This window comes from Ancylobacter sp. Lp-2, assembly GCF_020523795.1.
In the GTDB taxonomy this organism is placed as follows: Bacteria; Pseudomonadota; Alphaproteobacteria; order Rhizobiales; family Xanthobacteraceae; genus Ancylobacter.
On record NZ_JAJALI010000010.1, the window covers coordinates 124,941 to 140,319 of the forward strand.

Sequence of the window (15,379 nt, forward strand, 5' to 3'; positions counted from 1 at the left end):
CGGCGGGTGAGGGGGATGGACGGCCGGGCTTTTCGAGCGCGCCGACTGCGCCGAGATCAGACGGACGCCGAGATGCGGCTCTGGTCGCGGCTCCGCAATCGCCAGCTCGATGGCTGGAAGTTTCGCCGGCAAGCGCCAGTTGGGCGTTTCGTCATCGACTTCCTGAGTGTCGACGCTCGGCTGGTCATCGAACTCGACGGCGGACAGCACGCGCATGAGACGGACGACGAACGCACGAGAAGGATCGAAGCCGATGGCTATCTCGTCATCCGCTTCTGGAATAACGAAGTGAACGACAACATTGAGGGCGTCCTCGTGCGGATTTTGGAAACTCTGCGCGTAGCTCCCCCTCACCCCAACCCTCTCCCCGACGGGGAGAGGGAGTAGGAGCCACACCATGACCCAGTCGACCGACACCCTCAAAGCCCTCCGGGCCGCCGCCCGCGAGCGCATCCTCGTGCTCGACGGCGCCATGGGCACGATGATCCAGCAGCTGAAGCTGGACGAGGCCGGCTATCGCGGCGAGCGCTTCAAGGCGTGGCACCGCGACCTCAAGGGCAATAACGACCTGCTGAACCTCACCGTGCCGGATGCGGTGCGCGATATCCACCTCGCCTATTTCATGGCCGGGGCGGATATCGTCGAGACCAACACCTTCTCCGGCACCACCATCGCCATGGCCGATTACGGCATGGAGAGCCTCGTCTATGAGCTGAACGTCGAGGGCGCCAAGCTGGCGAAGGAAGCCGCGAAGCTGGCCGAGGAAAAGGACGGCCGCCGCCGTTTCGTCGCCGGCGCCATCGGGCCGACCAACCGCACCGCCTCGATCTCGCCGGATGTCAACGACCCCGGCTTCCGCGCCACCTCCTTCGACGAGCTGGCCACCGCCTATGGCGAGCAGGCCGGCGCGCTGATCGATGGCGGCTCGGACCTCCTGCTGATCGAGACCATCTTCGACACGCTGAACGCCAAGGCGGCGGTGTTCGCCATCGAGCGGCTGTTCGAGGCGCGCGGCATCCGCGTGCCGGTGATGATCTCCGGCACTATCACGGACCTGTCGGGGCGCACGCTCTCCGGCCAGACCCCGGCGGCGTTCTGGAATTCGCTGCGCCACGCCCAGCCCTTCTCCATCGGGCTCAATTGCGCGCTCGGCGCCAAGGAGATGCGCGGCCATATCGACGAGCTCTCGCGCATCGCCGATACCTTCGTCTGCGCCTATCCCAATGCCGGCCTGCCCAACGAGTTCGGCCTCTATGACGAGAGCCCGGAGGCGATGGCGAAGCTGGTCGGCGAGTTCGCCGCCTCCGGCCTCGTCAACATCGTCGGCGGCTGCTGCGGCACCACGCCGGACCATATCGGCGCGATCGCCCGCGCCGTCGCCGCGCATGCGCCGCGCGACATCCCGGAGATCGCCCCGCTCCTGCGCCTGTCGGGCCTCGAACCCTTCGAGATGCGGGCATGAATGTCTGTCTCCGCCGTCCTTCCCTCATCCCGCATCAAGAGCAGGCGTCATGACCGCACCCGTCGCCACCTTCGTGAACATCGGCGAGCGCACCAACGTCACCGGCTCGGCGCGCTTCCGCAAGCTCATCACCAATGGCGACTACACCGCCGCGCTGGCGGTGGCGCGCGACCAGGTGGAGAACGGCGCGCAGGTGCTCGACGTCAACATGGACGAGGGCCTGCTCGACAGCGAGAAGGCGATGGTGACCTTCCTCAACCTCGTCGCCGCCGAGCCGGACATCGCCCGCGTGCCGATCATGGTCGATAGTTCGAAGTGGAGCGTCATCGAGGCCGGCCTGAAGTGCATCCAGGGCAAGGGGATCGTGAACTCGATCTCGATGAAGGAGGGCGAGGACGCCTTCCGCCATCATGCCCGGCTGGTGCGCGCCTATGGCGCCGCGGTCGTGGTCATGGCCTTCGACGAGCAGGGCCAGGCCGACACCTTCGAGCGCAAGACCTCGATCTGCGCCCGCGCCTACCGCATCCTCGTCGAGGAAGTCGGCTTCCCGCCCGAGGACATCATCTTCGATCCGAACATCTTCGCGGTGGCCACCGGCATCGAGGAGCATGCCGGCTACGGCGTCGCCTTCATCGAGGCGACGCGCTGGATCCGGCAGAACCTGCCGCACGCCCATGTGTCGGGCGGCGTGTCGAACCTCAGCTTCTCGTTCCGCGGCAACGAGCCGGTGCGCGAGGCGATGCACGCGGTGTTCCTCTATCACGCCATTTCGGCGGGGATGGACATGGGCATCGTCAATGCCGGCCAGCTCGCGCCCTACAGCGAGATCGAGCCGGAGCTGCGCGAGGCCTGCGAGGACGTGGTGCTCAACCGCCGCGACGACGCCACCGAGCGGCTGCTCGCCGTCGCCGAGCGGTTCCGGGGCGGTGGTCGCGAGAAGAAGGAGGCCGATCTCACCTGGCGCACCTGGTCGGTGGAGAAGCGGTTGGAGCACGCCCTCGTCAACGGCATCACCGAATTCGTCGAGGCCGACACCGAGGAGGCCCGCGCCGCCGCCGCGCGGCCGCTGCACGTCATTGAGGGCCCGCTGATGGCCGGCATGAACGTGGTCGGCGACCTGTTCGGCGCCGGCAAGATGTTCCTGCCGCAGGTGGTGAAGTCGGCCCGCGTCATGAAGCAGGCGGTGGCCTATCTCATGCCGTTCATGGATGCGGAAAAGCTGGAGCTCGGCCTCACCGATGCCCCGGCCGCCGGCAAGATCCTGATGGCGACGGTGAAGGGCGACGTGCATGACATCGGCAAGAACATCGTCGGCGTCGTGCTCCAGTGCAATAATTACCAGGTGATCGACCTCGGCGTCATGGTGCCGACCGCGAAGATCCTCGAAGTCGCCCGCGCGGAGAAGGTCGACGTCATCGGCCTGTCCGGCCTCATCACCCCCTCGCTGGACGAGATGGTGCATGTCGCTTCCGAGATGGAGCGCGAGGGCTTCGACCTGCCGCTGCTGATCGGTGGTGCCACCACCTCGCGCGTGCACACGGCGGTGAAGATCGCCCCGCAATATCTGCGCGGCCCGGCGGTCTATGTCACCGACGCCTCGCGCGCGGTGGGCGTGGTGTCGAACCTGCTCAACGACAACACCCGCGCCGACTATGCGGCGAACATCCGCGCCGAATACGCCAAGCTCGCCGACGCCCATGCCAAGAGCGACCGCAACAAGGTCCGGGTGAAGCTGGCGGAAGCGCGCGCCAACCGCCTCGCGCTGGACTTTGCCGGCTATCAATCGCCGGTACCGACCTTCCTCGGCACTCGCGTGTTCGAGAGCTACGACCTCGCCGAGCTGGTGCCCTATATCGACTGGACACCGTTCTTCCAGTCCTGGGAGCTCATCGGCCACTACCCCGCCATCCTCGCCGATCCCAAGGTCGGCATCGCCGCCCGCGCGCTCTATGACGACGCGCGGAAGATGCTGACGAAGATCGTCGACGAGAAGTGGCTCACCGCCCGCGCGGTGATCGGCTTCTGGCCGGCCAATACGGTGGGCGACGACATCGCGCTCTATGCCGGCGACAGCCGCAACGCGCCGCTGGCGACGCTGCACACGCTGCGCCAGCAGATGGGCAAGCGCGAGGGACGTGCCAACATCGCGCTCGCCGATTTCGTCGCCCCCGAAGGCAGCGGCGTGGCGGATTATGTCGGCGGCTTCTGCGTGTCGACCGGCTTCGGCGAGCATGAGCGCTCCGAGGCGTTCAAGAAGGCCAATGACGATTATTCCTCGATCCTGCTGAAGGCGCTGGCCGACCGCCTCGCCGAGGCCTTCGCCGAGCGCATGCATGAGCGGGTGCGCCGCGAGTTCTGGGCCTATGCCCCGGACGAGGCGCTCGACAATGAGGGGCTGATCAAGGAGGCCTATCGCGGCATCCGTCCGGCGCCGGGCTACCCCGCCCAGCCCGACCACACCGAGAAGGCGACGCTGTTCAAGCTGCTCGACGCGACCTCCTCCATCGGGGTGGAGCTCACCGAGAGCTTCGCCATGTGGCCGGGCGCCGCGGTGTCGGGGCTGTATTTCGCCCATCCCGACGCCGCCTATTTCGGCGTCGGCCGTATCGAGCGCGACCAGGTCGAGGACTATGCCGCGCGCAAGGGCATGGGCGTGGAAGAGGCCGAACGCTGGCTGGCGCCGGTGCTCAACTACGACACCGCCGCCTACAAGCCGGCGGCGGCGGAGTAGGCCCGGCATGACCGTTCCGAGTGGGCCGGCCCGCCGCATCCGGCACTGGGTGCTGCTTGTCGTCCTCATCTGGGCGGCGCTCGCCTATGTGATGGCGCCGCGGCTGTGGACCCATCATGGCGAGCAGCCGGGCATCCGGTCGCTGCCGAAGGTCACGCTGACCGCGCGCGGCCTGCCCGGCGATCCCATGGATGTCGGTCTTGTCGGCACGCGGGAGGACGTCGTGCGCGCCATGGCCGCCGCCGGCTGGCACGCAGCGGCGCCGGCGGGCCAGCTATCCTATGCCGGCCGCCTGCCGGACCTCGCCTTCGAGGCGGAGAGCGTCGACCCGGCCGGGCGCCGCGACAGCCTGCTCCTGTGGAAGGTGCTGGACCTCGGCGCCGAGCGCCAGCCGGTCTGGCTCGGCTCGGCGGTGGCGACAGGCACCCTCCCGCCGCGCCTCGACCCGGATGTCGATGCCGCGCGCGATCGGCTGATCGACGACCTCGACCGCGCGGGCATGCTGACCGCCATCTACCAGGTCACCGGCCTCGGCCCGGTGCTGCTCGGCCGCAATGGCGAGGGCGAGCGCTACCGCACCGATGGCGAGATCCGCTTCGGCCGGCTGGTGGCCGGGGGCCGTGCGGCGTCGCAGCCGGCGACCGTCGTCGCCCCGCCGCCATTCGTCGGCCTCAAGGACCGGCTGTGGCGCGCCCTCGGTGGTCTGGCCGGCGGCTGAGCGCCCTCACGCCGCGCGAATGGCCTTCTCGATGAAGGCGGCGGCGGTGAGGGCGGAGCGGTCGCGGCCGAAGCGGCCGACCACCTGCACGCCAACCGGCAGGCCGCTGGCGCCGGTCAGGCCGGTGACGTTGACGCAGGGCGCGCCCAGCAGCGTCCACAGCCGGTTGAAGATCGACGAGCCGGTGGAGGCGAGCCCTTCCGGCGCCTCGCCGGGGGCGGAATAGGTCAGCACGGCGTCGTAGCTTTCCACCAGGTCGGCGAAGGCATGGCGCGCCAGGCGGGTGGTGCGCCGGGCCGCGTCATAGGTGTCGGGCGTCACGGCGGCGGCTTGCTCCAGATAGACCGCGAGCTGCGGCGAGAGCTGGCGGCGATGGCGGTCCCACTCGTCGGCGAGCGCCAGCGCCGCCTCATAGGCCTGCACGATGGCATGGGCCTCGTCGGCGCTCTCCACTTCCGGCGGCAGCGTCACCTCGCGCACATGGGCTCGCGCCCGCTCGGCGGCGCGCATGGCGGTTTCGAGGGCGGCGTCGGCATCGTGGCTGGCGGCACCGGCGCGCGGCGTGCGGATGACGGCGAGGCGCGGCGGCCGGGCGGTGGGGTCGATCGACAGCTCCCGCCCGGAGAGCGCGCAGGCGGCGAAGGCGACGTCGGCGACCCCGGCGGCGAACAGGCCGATGGTGTCGAGCGACCAGGAGAAGGTCTTGCTGCCGAGCATCGGGATCAGCTTGAAGGACGGCTTGAACCCGGTGACGCCGCAATAGGAGGCCGGCCGTATCACCGAGCCCGCCGTCTGCGAGCCGATGGCCAGCGGCAGCATGCCCGCCGCCACCGCCGCCGCCGAGCCGGAGGAGGAGCCGCCCGGCGTGTGCGAGGGGCGGCGCGGGTTGCGCGTCGCGGCCGGCGTGGTGAAGGCGAATTCGGTGGTGGAGGTCTTGCCGGCGACGAGGCCGCCATTGCGGGCGATCATCCGCACGATCGCGGCGTCGGCGGCCGGGCGGTGACGGCGGTAGATCCGCGAGCCATAGGCGGTCGGGAAGTCGACGGTGTCGAACGTGTCCTTGACCCCCACCGGCAGCCCGGCGAACGGCAGCGCGGCGAGGCCCGGCCGCTGCGCGCGGGCCAGCAGCTTCTCCACGTCGAGGGCGGCGAAGGCCTGGATCTCCCCCTCCCGCGCGGTGATCGCCTCGGCACAACGGGCCGCGACCTCGGCCGGAGCGAGATCGCCCGAGCGAATGGCGGCGGCGAGGGCGCAGGCGGACAGCATTGCGGTCATGATCTCTCGGGGTTGAATGGGTTTCGGTTGTTCACGGTGGCGAATGCACCGGATATTGTCGACCAAAAGCGTATCGCATGCGACACGCTACACGCCAACATTATGGATCCGCACATCTAATTTCGTTTGTACCCTTGCATCGCCGGCGCTATGCGCGGATCGTTCTTGCCGGGACTGGGGCGCGTACGAATGAATATCCTTTCTATTCAATCCTGGGTTGCCTACGGGCATGTGGGCAACGCATCGGCCATGTTTCCGATGCAAAGGCTCGGCCACGAGGTGTGGGGCCTGCAGACCGTACAGTTCTCCAACCACACCGGCTATGGCGCCTGGCGCGGCGAAGTGTTCGGCGCCGATCATATCCAGGATCTCGTCGACGGCATCGATCATCTCGGCGCGCTGCCGCGCTGCGACGGCGTGCTGTCCGGCTATATGGGGTCGGCGCAGATCGGCGATGCCATCCTCGACGCCGTCGGCCGGGTGAAGGCCGCCAACAGCGCGGCGCATTATTGCTGCGATCCGGTGATGGGCGACGTCGACACCGGCGTCTATGTCCGGGCCGGCATCCCGGAATTCATGCGCGACCGCGCCGTGCCGGCCGCCGACATCATCACGCCGAATCAGTTCGAGCTGGATTTCCTAGCCGGGCGCGCCACCACGACGCTGGCGGATGCGCGGCTGGCCTGCGAGGCGGTGCACGCCACCGGCCCGCGCGTCATCCTGGTCACCAGCCTGCACACCGAGGACACACCCGCCGATTCCATCGACATGCTGGCCTCGGGGCCGGACGGCTGCTACCGGGTGCGCACGCCCAAGCTCGGCATTTCCGTCAACGGTGCCGGCGACGCCATCGCGGCTTTGTTCTTCGTGCACTGGAAGAGCAGCCATTCGGCGGCGGAGGCGCTCGGCAAGGCCTCGTCTTCGGCCTATGGCTTGCTTGCCCGTACCGCGGCGGCCGGCTCGCGGGAGATCCTCACCGTCGCCGCCCAGGACGAATTCGTGACACCCTCGCGCGTTTTCACCCCAGAGAAGCTGTAAGGCCATGGCCCGCTCCTACGTCGTGCTCGATGTCTTCACCGACCGCGCCCTTGCGGGCAATCCGCTCGCCGTCGTCCTCGATGCCGAAGGGCTCGACGGCAACCAGATGCAGGCCATCGCCCGCGAGTTCAACCTGTCGGAAACGGTGTTCGTGCTGCCGCCGACCGACGAGGAGCACCGCGCGCGGCTGCGCATCTTCACCATCAATCACGAGCTGCCCTTCGCCGGCCACCCCACCGTCGGCGCCGCGGTGCTGCTCGCCCTGCGCGACGAGGTGGAACTCGCCACCGATTTCGTGCTGGAGGAGAGTGCCGGGCCGGTGCCGTGCCATGTCAGCCTGCGCAATCCGCACGCCGGCACCGCTACCTTCACCGTTCCCCGCCTGCCGGAGATCCTCGACGAGGAGGCGCCGAGCGTCGAGGCCTGCGCGCAGGCGCTGGGCCTCGACCGGTCGGATATCGGCTTCGACGCCTATCGCCCGGTCGTCGCTTCGGCGGGCGTGCCCTTCGTTTGCATCCCATTGGCGTCGCGCTCGGCGCTCGCCCGCATCAGCCCGAGCGCCGGGCGGCTCATCGGCGCCTTCGGCGGTACCGCCGATTCCGTCTATGTGTTCTGCCGCGACGACGAGGGCGAGGGCGATTTCCGCGCCCGCATGTTCGGCGCCAATATGGGCATCCACGAGGATCCGGCGACCGGCTCGGCCGCCGCGGCGCTGGCGGCGGTGCTGCTGCAGGGCGAGAAGCCGGCCGAGGGCTTCACCGCCTATGACATCCTCCAGGGTGTCGAGATGGGTCGGTCGAGCCTGGTGCGGCTGGGGCTGGACGTCGCCGGCGACGCCTTGTCCCGCGTCACCATCGGCGGCGGCGCCGTGGTGGTGGCCGAAGGCGTGCTGCATGTGTGAGGCCGGCGCGCCCGACCCCGCCTCGGCCGTCGCGCAGGGGGCCGGCGCGTGATCGGCGCTGGCGGCGCGGCGCGGGTCATGCCGCTCGACCGCCTCGACATGCGGCTGGAGCCCGGCGGCTGGGACTATGCGGACAGCCGGCGGGCCGAGGTCGACGCCTTCTTCGCCGCGCAAACGGCGGCGAATCCCGCCTTGTGGAACGGCCGCATCTTGGTGCTGGCCCGTCACGCGGTTGCGGACGGCGTGCTGAGCGGCCGCTACCGCGAAGCCGACTTCGCCTCGCTGCTCTGGTGGTTGCGGCACGACTGCCCGGGGGACGGAAAGCCGGGCGAGGACGTCTGCAACGCCTTCGCCATGGCGGCGCTGCGCGCGGCGGATGGTGCTTTCGTGCTCGGTCGCATGGCCGGCTGGACCGCCAATGCCGGGCGCATCTATTTCGCCGCCGGCACACCGGATCTGAGCGACCTGCGGCCGGATGGCACCGTCGATCTCGCCGGCAGCGCGCTGCGCGAACTCGGTGAGGAGACCGGCCTGGCGCCGGCCGATGTCGAGATCGTGCCGGGCTGGATGGGGGTGTTCGCCGGTCCCCGCATCGCGCTGATGCGGGAGCTGCGTAGCCCACTCGGCGCCGACGAGCTCGCCGCGCGCATCCGCGGCTTTCTCGCCACCGAGGAGCGCTCCGAACTCGACGAGGTCGTCGTCGCGCGTGGCCCGGACGACGTCAGCGAGGCGATGCCGCCTTTCATTCGCAGTTATCTTCTGGCCTGCTGGGAGGGCGAGCGGGGGAAACCGTGAATTTCGGACCAAACAGTTCGAAATTGGCACGCCACTCGCATAAGCTGTCGGCCAGAAAACGGGGCGAACCCCAGGCTCGGGAGAGGTGCTACAGATGCGCAAATCAACGGAAACCGTGCCGCTTTTTTCGTCAGGGCAAGTTTCGTCGGGGCAAGTTTCGTCAGGGCTCGTCGATCGCCGCCAGCTGCTGGCGCTCGGCGCCGGCGCCTTGGCGCTCGGGGGCTTCGGCGGCGCCGCCTTCGCCGCCAAGGCGAAGCCGATCAAGGTGGCGGCGATCTACACCGTCCCGGTCGAGCAGCAATGGGTGTCGCGCATCCACAAGGCGCTGAAGGCGGCCGAGGCGCGCGGCGACATCACCTATAAATTCTCCGAGAACGTCGCCAACACCGACTATGAGCGGGTGATGCGGCAATATTCGCAGGAAGGCGCCGACCTTGTGGTGGGCGAGATCTTCGCGGTGGAGCGCCCGGCCCGCAAGGTGGCGGCCGACTACCCGAACACGGCCTATCTGATGGGCTCGTCCTTCGGTCCCACCAAGCCGAACCTGTCGGTGTTCGACAACTTCATCCACGAACCGTCCTTCCTCACCGGCATGGTGGCCGGCAAGACGACCAAGTCGAACATCATCGGCCTGGTCGGCGGCTACGCCATCCCCGAGGTGAACCGGCTGATGCAGGCCTTCATGGAAGGCGCGGTTTCGGTGAACCCGAACGTGAAGTTCCTCGTGACCTTCATCAACTCCTGGTACGACCCGCCCAAGGCCAAGGAAGCCGCCTTCGCCCAGATCGACAAGGGTGCCGACATTCTCTACGCCGAGCGCTTCGGCGTGTCCGACGCCGCCAAGGAGCGGGGCGTCAAGGCGATCGGCAACGTCATCGACACCTCCGCGCAATATCCCGGCACGGTGATCGCCTCGGCGCTGTGGCAGATGGAGCCGACCGTCGACCGCGCCATCAAGGCGGTGATGGACGGCACCTTCACCGCCGAGGATTACGGCCCGTTCTCCTACATGGCGCATGGCGGCGCGAGCCTCGCCCCGCTCGACCCCAAGGTGGTGCCGCCGGAGGTGATCGAGCTCGTGCTGGTGCGCGAGAAGGAGATCAAGGACGGCATGTTCCGCGTCAACGTGAACGACGCCGAGCCCAAGCCGACCATGTGAGGGCGTGGCGGCGGGGGGGGGCGGCGGTCGGACCTGCGGCAGCCGCCGTCGCGCCGCCATCCGGCGCCTTGCCGTCGTCCCGTCACCGACCCGGCACGCCGCCCTCCCGCCCCGCCCGAAGCCCGGAGGGCGCCGGCCGGGATCCTCCTCCGCTCCGCTTCTTCTACGGAAGACCGAAGGAGGGCGGGTGCAGCACCTGGTGCCTCCCTCTCCCCGTGGGGAGAGGGGTGGGGCGAGGGGTCTTCGACACTCCGCAATCGTGCGGCCTCGACGACCTGCTTCGGCCCGACGAGGAGAGGAAGAAAGATGGAGGGGCCGGTGGTGACGGCTCGCTTCCCCGAGGAGGGGACACCGACGGTCCCCCTTCCGGGGCTGCTCCCCGTCAGGAAGATTCAGAAGGCATCCTCATGATCGCACCGACCGCACCCGATCAGCCTGATCGTACACCGCACCATACTCGCCCGCTGGTGCTGTCGCTGTCCGGCATCACCAAGCGTTTCGGTAATCTGGTAGCGAATGACGTCATCAGCCTCGACGTGCATGCCGGCGAGATCGTCGCGCTGCTGGGCGAGAACGGGGCCGGCAAGACGACGCTGATGAGCATCCTGTTCGGCCACTACGTCGCCGACGAGGGCACGGTGCATATCGCCGATGCCGGGGGGCGGCTGGCGCCACTTCCCGGAGGTTCGGCGGAGGCGGCGTTGGCGGCCGGAATTGGCATGGTGCATCAACACTTTACGCTGGCCGAGAACCTCACCGGCTTCGAGAATATCGTGCTCGGCACCGTGCCGCTGTGGCGGCTTGGCTTCGGCAAGGCGGCCGCACGGGCGAAAGTCGCGCGCCTGATGAAGGAATCGGGGCTCGAAGCCGATCTCGGCGTGCCGGTCGGGCGGCTCTCGGTCGGCGAGCAGCAGCGCATCGAGATCCTGAAGGCGCTCTATCGCGACGTGCGGGTGCTGATCCTCGACGAACCGACCGCGGTGCTCACCCCGCAGGAGGCGGACAGTCTGGCCACGACCGTAAAAGCCCTTGCTGCAAAAGGACTTGCCGTCATCTTCATCAGCCACAAGCTGCATGAGGTGCTGGCGCTGTGCGAGCGGGTGGCGGTACTGCGCGGCGGTGCCAAGGTCGCCGACCGGCCGGCGGCGGGTGCCGACCGGGCAACGCTGGCCGAGTTGATGGTGGGGCGCGAGATCCCCGCGCGCGAGCGCATGCCGGCGGCTCTCGGCGCGCCGGTGCTCCACCTTGCTGGCGTCGATGTCGGCGCGCCCGGCGAGCGGGACCGGCTGGAGGGCGCCGATCTCGAACTGCGTGGCGGCGAAATCATTGGAATCGCCGGCGTTTCCGGCAATGGCCAGGGAGCGCTCGCCGCGCTGGTCGCCGGGCTGAAGGCGCCGCGCCGCGGCCGCTGCGAGATCATCGGGCAGGTCGCGACCCGTGCCGATCCGGGCGCGCGGCTCGCCGCCGGCGTTGGCCGCATCCCGGAAGACCGTCATCGCGACGGCACCATCGGCGCGCTCACCGTCGCCGAAAACTACGTGCTGGAGACGCTCGCCGACCCGGAGAACCAGCGGCACGGCTTGCTGCGGCGAGCCGCGATCCGCACCCGCGCCTCGCAGGCGATCCGCGACTACGACATACGTTGCCCCGGCCCGGAGGCGCCGATCCGTGCCCTGTCCGGCGGCAACATGCAGAAGGTGGTGCTGGCCCGCGTGCTGGAGCGCGCTCCGCGCCTCATCCTCGCGCACCAGCCGACGCGCGGCCTCGATATCGGCGCCACCACCGACGTGCATCGGCGGCTGCTCGCCGCGCGCGGGCGTGGCGCGGGAATTCTTCTGATTTCTGAAGATCTTGACGAGCTCTTCGCGCTGTCCGACCGCATCGCGGTGATGCATGCCGGCCATTTGTCGCCGGCCATGGACGTCGCCGGCCTCGACATGCGCACGGTTGGCCTGATGATGGCCGGCCATTCGGCGGAGGAGGCCGCATGATCCGCTTCGTTCCGCGCGAGCGCACCCCGGTCTGGCTGACCCTCGCCGTCTCGGTGGGGGCGGGGCTGGTGGCGCTGCTGCTCACCGCCATCCCGCTGGCGCTGTCGGGTGCCCCGGTGCTCCAGTCCTTCCTGTTCATGGTGCAGGGTGCCGCCGGCAGCGGCTTCGCCTTCGCCGAGACGCTGACGCGGGCAACCCCTTTGATCTTCACGGGTTTGGCGGCCGCCGTCGCCTTCCGGGCAAAGTTGTGGAACATCGGCGCCGAGGGACAGCTCTATGCCGGCGCGCTGGCCACGGTGGCGCTGGGCGCGGGCCTGCTCGACCTGCCATCCTATCTCCTTGTCCCGACAGTGCTTGTCGGAGCCGCGCTTGCCGGCGCTGCGCTGCTGCTGGTGCCGGTGTTCTTCAAGATGCGCTTCGGGGCCGACGAGGTCGTCGTCACCTTGCTACTCAACTTCGTGGTGCTGCTCTTCGTGCAGATGATGCTGGAAGGGCCGATGAAGGACGAGATGGCGCTCGGTTGGCCGCAATCGGCGCCGGTGCTCGACGAAGCCACTTTGCCCAAGCTGGTGCCCGGCCTGCGCCTGCATTGGGGGCTGGTGCTGGCGGTGGCCTGCGCCATCGGCCTGCATGTGCTGATCACCCGCACCGTCTGGGGATTCCGCATCCGGGCTGTGGGGGAGAATGCCCGCGCCGCCCGCTATGCCGGCCTGCCGGTCAGCAAGGCGATGGCGCTGGTGGGGCTGCTGTCCGGCGGCCTCGCCGGGCTGGCCGGGGCCAGCGAGGTGGCGGGGCTCAAGGGCTATCTGACCGCCGATCTCTCGCCCGGCTTCGGCTATGCCGGCATCGTGGTGGCGACGCTGGCGAATTTGTCGCCGCTGGGCGTGGTCCCGGCAGCGGTCTTCATCGCCGCCGTCTTCGTCGGCGCGGATTCGATGAGCCGGGCCATCGGCGTCTCCAACTATCTCGCCGATCTCGTGGTGGCGCTGTCGCTGCTCAGCGTGCTGGTCGGCGGGCTGCTGACCCGGTTCCGCATCGTGCTCGTGCGCCGGGAGGCCGCCTGATGTGGGCCGCGCTGGAAATTCTCACCCAGGCCAATTTCTGGGCCGCCACGCTTCGCATTGCCACGCCGCTGATCTTCGGCGTGCTGGGCGCGCTGCTCTGCGAGCGCGCCGGCGTGCTCAATCTCGGCATCGAGGGCATCTTCGTCGCCGGCGCCATGTCCGGCTGGCTGGCTGTTTATCTCGGCTTGCCCCTGTGGGGCGGGGTGCTGGTGGCGGCACTGGTCGGCGCGCTGTTCGGCCTGCTGCATGGCGTACTGACCGTGCCGCTGGGCCTCTCGCAGCACGTGACGGGCATTGGCGTGACCTTGCTGGCGACATCGATCGCCTATTTCGGCTACCGTGTCGCGTTTCCCAATGTCGCGACGCCGCCGCGCATCGAGGCCTTTCCGCCGCTGGATCTGCCGATTTTGCGCGACGTGCCGTTCCTCGGCCCCATCCTCGGCCAGCAGACCGCCTTCACCGTGCTGGCCTTCGCCTGCGTGATCGTTCTGGCGCTGGTGCTGGCACGCACCCCGCTCGGCCTTGCCCTGCGGGCGGTGGGCGACAATCCCGAGGCGGTGGAGGCGCAGGGGCTGTCCGTCGTCGGGCTTCGCCTCGGCGCGGTGATGGCGGGTTCGGCGCTGATGGCGCTGGGCGGCGCCTTCCTGACGCTCTCGGCCTTCAACGCCTTCTATTTCGGTATGATCAACGGGCGCGGCTGGGTGTGCATCGCGCTCACCGTCTTCGCCTCGTGGAGGCCGGGCAAGGCGCTGCTCGGGGCCTTGCTGTTCGGCGCGCTGGACGCCTACCAGCTGCGCCTGCAGACCATCACTGGCGGAGCGGTGCCGAGCCAGATCTTCCTGATGCTGCCTTATCTTTTTTCGATCGCCGCGCTTGTGCTGGTGGCACGCCGCGCCGACTATCCGCGCGCTTTGATGAAGCCTTATTTCAAGGGACAACGATGAGCATTGATCTTCTCGTTCGGAACGCCCGTCTTGCCGACGGGCGTTCGGGCCTCGACATTGCCTGCGAGGGGGGCCGCATCATCGCGGTCGAGCCGGGGATCGACGCCGAGGCGGGACAGGTGATCGATGCCGGTGGCCGGCTGGTCAGCCCACCCTTCGTCGACGTGCATTTCCACATGGACGCCACGCTGTCGCTCGGCCTGCCGCGGATGAACGAATCCGGCACGCTGCTGGAGGGCATCGCGCTGTGGGGCGAGTTGAAGCCGCTGCTCACCCATGAGGCGGTGATCGAGCGGGCGCTGCGCTATTGCGACCTCGCGGTGAGCCAGGGACTGCTGGCCATCCGTTCGCATGTCGATGTCTGCGACGACCGGCTGCTGGCGGTCGAGGCGCTGCTCGAGGTGCGCGACCGGGTGAAGGACTATATCGACCTTCAGCTCGTCGCCTTTCCGCAGGACGGCTATTACCGTTCGCCGAACGCCGCTCGCAATCTGGTGCGCGCGCTCGACATGGGCGTCGACATTGTCGGCGGCATCCCGCATTTCGAGCGCAGCATGGCGGACGGCGCGGCGTCGCTGAAGGCGTTGTGCGAGATCGCCGCCGAGCGCGGGCTGCGGGTCGACATCCATTGCGACGAGAGCGACGATCCGCTGTCCCGCCATATCGAGGCGCTGGCCTATGAGACGCAGCGCCTCGGGCTGCAGGGGCGTGTCGCCGGCTCGCACCTCACCTCCATGCACAGCATGGACAATTACTATGCCTCGAAGCTGATCCCGCTGATCGCCGAAGCGGGCGTCCATGCCATCGCCAACCCGCTGATCAACATCACCCTTCAGGGGCGGCACGACACCTATCCCAAGCGGCGCGGCATGACGCGGGTGCCGGAACTGCGTGCCGCCGGCGTCAACGTCGCCTTCGGCCATGACTGCGTGATGGACCCCTGGTACTCGCTGGGCTCCGGCGACATGCTGGAGGTGGCGCACATGGCGCTGCATGTCGGGCAGATGACCGCGCGCGAGGCGATGGCCTGGTGCTTCGAGGCGGTGACGACCAATCCTGCCCGCATCATGGGGCTGGAGGGCTATGGCATCGCGCCGGGCTGCAACGCCGATCTGGTGGTGCTGCAGGCCGCCGATCCCATCGAGGCGATCCGGCTGAAGGCGGCGCGGCTGTTCGTGGTACGGCGGGGACGGGTGATCTCCGAAGGCACGCCGCGCGCCAGCGTGCTCGATCTGCCGGGCCGGCCGGGCGTTCTCGACCCTGCGGCTTATGCTCCCGGCCGGGAAGGATAGGGCACGGCG

11 protein-coding genes and 1 pseudogene are annotated in these 15,379 nt (G+C 69.0%); 11 read left to right on the top strand and 1 reads right to left on the bottom strand.

Annotation, left to right across the window (positions count from 1 at the left end):
- The first annotated feature begins 15 nt into the window (after positions 1 to 15).
- The 3 genes and pseudogenes from LGR54_RS21155 (at position 16) to LGR54_RS21165 (ending at position 4,911) form a co-directional block, all read left to right on the top strand.
- Positions 16 to 387, top strand: coding sequence for an endonuclease domain-containing protein (locus LGR54_RS21155; protein WP_230363947.1), 372 nt, complete (start codon positions 16 to 18; stop codon positions 385 to 387).
- A gap of 10 nt (positions 388 to 397) precedes the next feature.
- Positions 398 to 4,193, top strand: a pseudogene (metH, locus tag LGR54_RS21160) (methionine synthase).
- A gap of 7 nt (positions 4,194 to 4,200) precedes the next feature.
- Positions 4,201 to 4,911, top strand: coding sequence for an LssY C-terminal domain-containing protein (locus LGR54_RS21165; RefSeq protein ID WP_230363948.1), 711 nt, complete (start codon positions 4,201 to 4,203; stop codon positions 4,909 to 4,911).
- A 6-nt stretch (positions 4,912 to 4,917) separates the two neighbouring features.
- Here the strand turns inward: LGR54_RS21165 and LGR54_RS21170 are convergent, their stop codons facing one another.
- Positions 4,918 to 6,186: an amidase gene (locus LGR54_RS21170; protein ID WP_230363949.1), complete on the bottom strand. Its 1,269-nt coding sequence runs from the start codon at positions 6,184 to 6,186 to the stop codon at positions 4,918 to 4,920.
- Between the two features lie 189 nt (positions 6,187 to 6,375).
- Here LGR54_RS21170 and pdxY point away from each other — a divergent pair, with 189 nt between their 5' ends.
- The 8 genes from pdxY (at position 6,376) to LGR54_RS21210 (ending at position 15,370) form a co-directional block, all read left to right on the top strand.
- Complete coding sequence (pdxY, locus tag LGR54_RS21175; protein WP_230363950.1) at positions 6,376 to 7,224, top strand: pyridoxal kinase PdxY; 849 nt, start codon at positions 6,376 to 6,378, stop codon at positions 7,222 to 7,224.
- A 4-nt stretch (positions 7,225 to 7,228) separates the two neighbouring features.
- Complete coding sequence (locus LGR54_RS21180) at positions 7,229 to 8,125, top strand: PhzF family phenazine biosynthesis protein (RefSeq protein WP_230363951.1); 897 nt, start codon at positions 7,229 to 7,231, stop codon at positions 8,123 to 8,125.
- A 48-nt stretch (positions 8,126 to 8,173) separates the two neighbouring features.
- Positions 8,174 to 8,920, top strand: coding sequence for an NUDIX hydrolase (locus LGR54_RS21185; RefSeq protein ID WP_230363952.1), 747 nt, complete (start codon positions 8,174 to 8,176; stop codon positions 8,918 to 8,920).
- A 94-nt stretch (positions 8,921 to 9,014) separates the two neighbouring features.
- Positions 9,015 to 10,079, top strand: coding sequence for a BMP family protein (locus LGR54_RS21190; RefSeq protein WP_370638252.1), 1,065 nt, complete (start codon positions 9,015 to 9,017; stop codon positions 10,077 to 10,079).
- A 407-nt stretch (positions 10,080 to 10,486) separates the two neighbouring features.
- Positions 10,487 to 12,070 (top strand): ABC transporter ATP-binding protein, encoded by a 1,584-nt coding sequence (locus tag LGR54_RS21195; RefSeq protein ID WP_230363954.1) that lies wholly within the window; start codon positions 10,487 to 10,489, stop codon positions 12,068 to 12,070.
- Positions 12,067 to 13,134 (top strand): ABC transporter permease, encoded by a 1,068-nt coding sequence (locus LGR54_RS21200; protein WP_230363955.1) that lies wholly within the window; start codon positions 12,067 to 12,069, stop codon positions 13,132 to 13,134. The genes LGR54_RS21195 and LGR54_RS21200 overlap by 4 nt, the downstream gene beginning before the upstream one ends.
- A complete protein-coding gene (locus LGR54_RS21205) occupies positions 13,134 to 14,078 on the top strand; it encodes an ABC transporter permease (protein WP_230363956.1) in 945 nt (314 codons plus the stop codon). The genes LGR54_RS21200 and LGR54_RS21205 overlap by 1 nt, the downstream gene beginning before the upstream one ends.
- Positions 14,075 to 15,370 carry an amidohydrolase family protein gene (locus LGR54_RS21210; protein ID WP_230363957.1) on the top strand — a complete coding sequence of 432 codons (1,296 nt, stop codon included), beginning with the start codon at positions 14,075 to 14,077 and terminating at the stop codon, positions 15,368 to 15,370. The genes LGR54_RS21205 and LGR54_RS21210 overlap by 4 nt, the downstream gene beginning before the upstream one ends.
- Positions 15,371 to 15,379 lie beyond the last annotated feature (9 nt).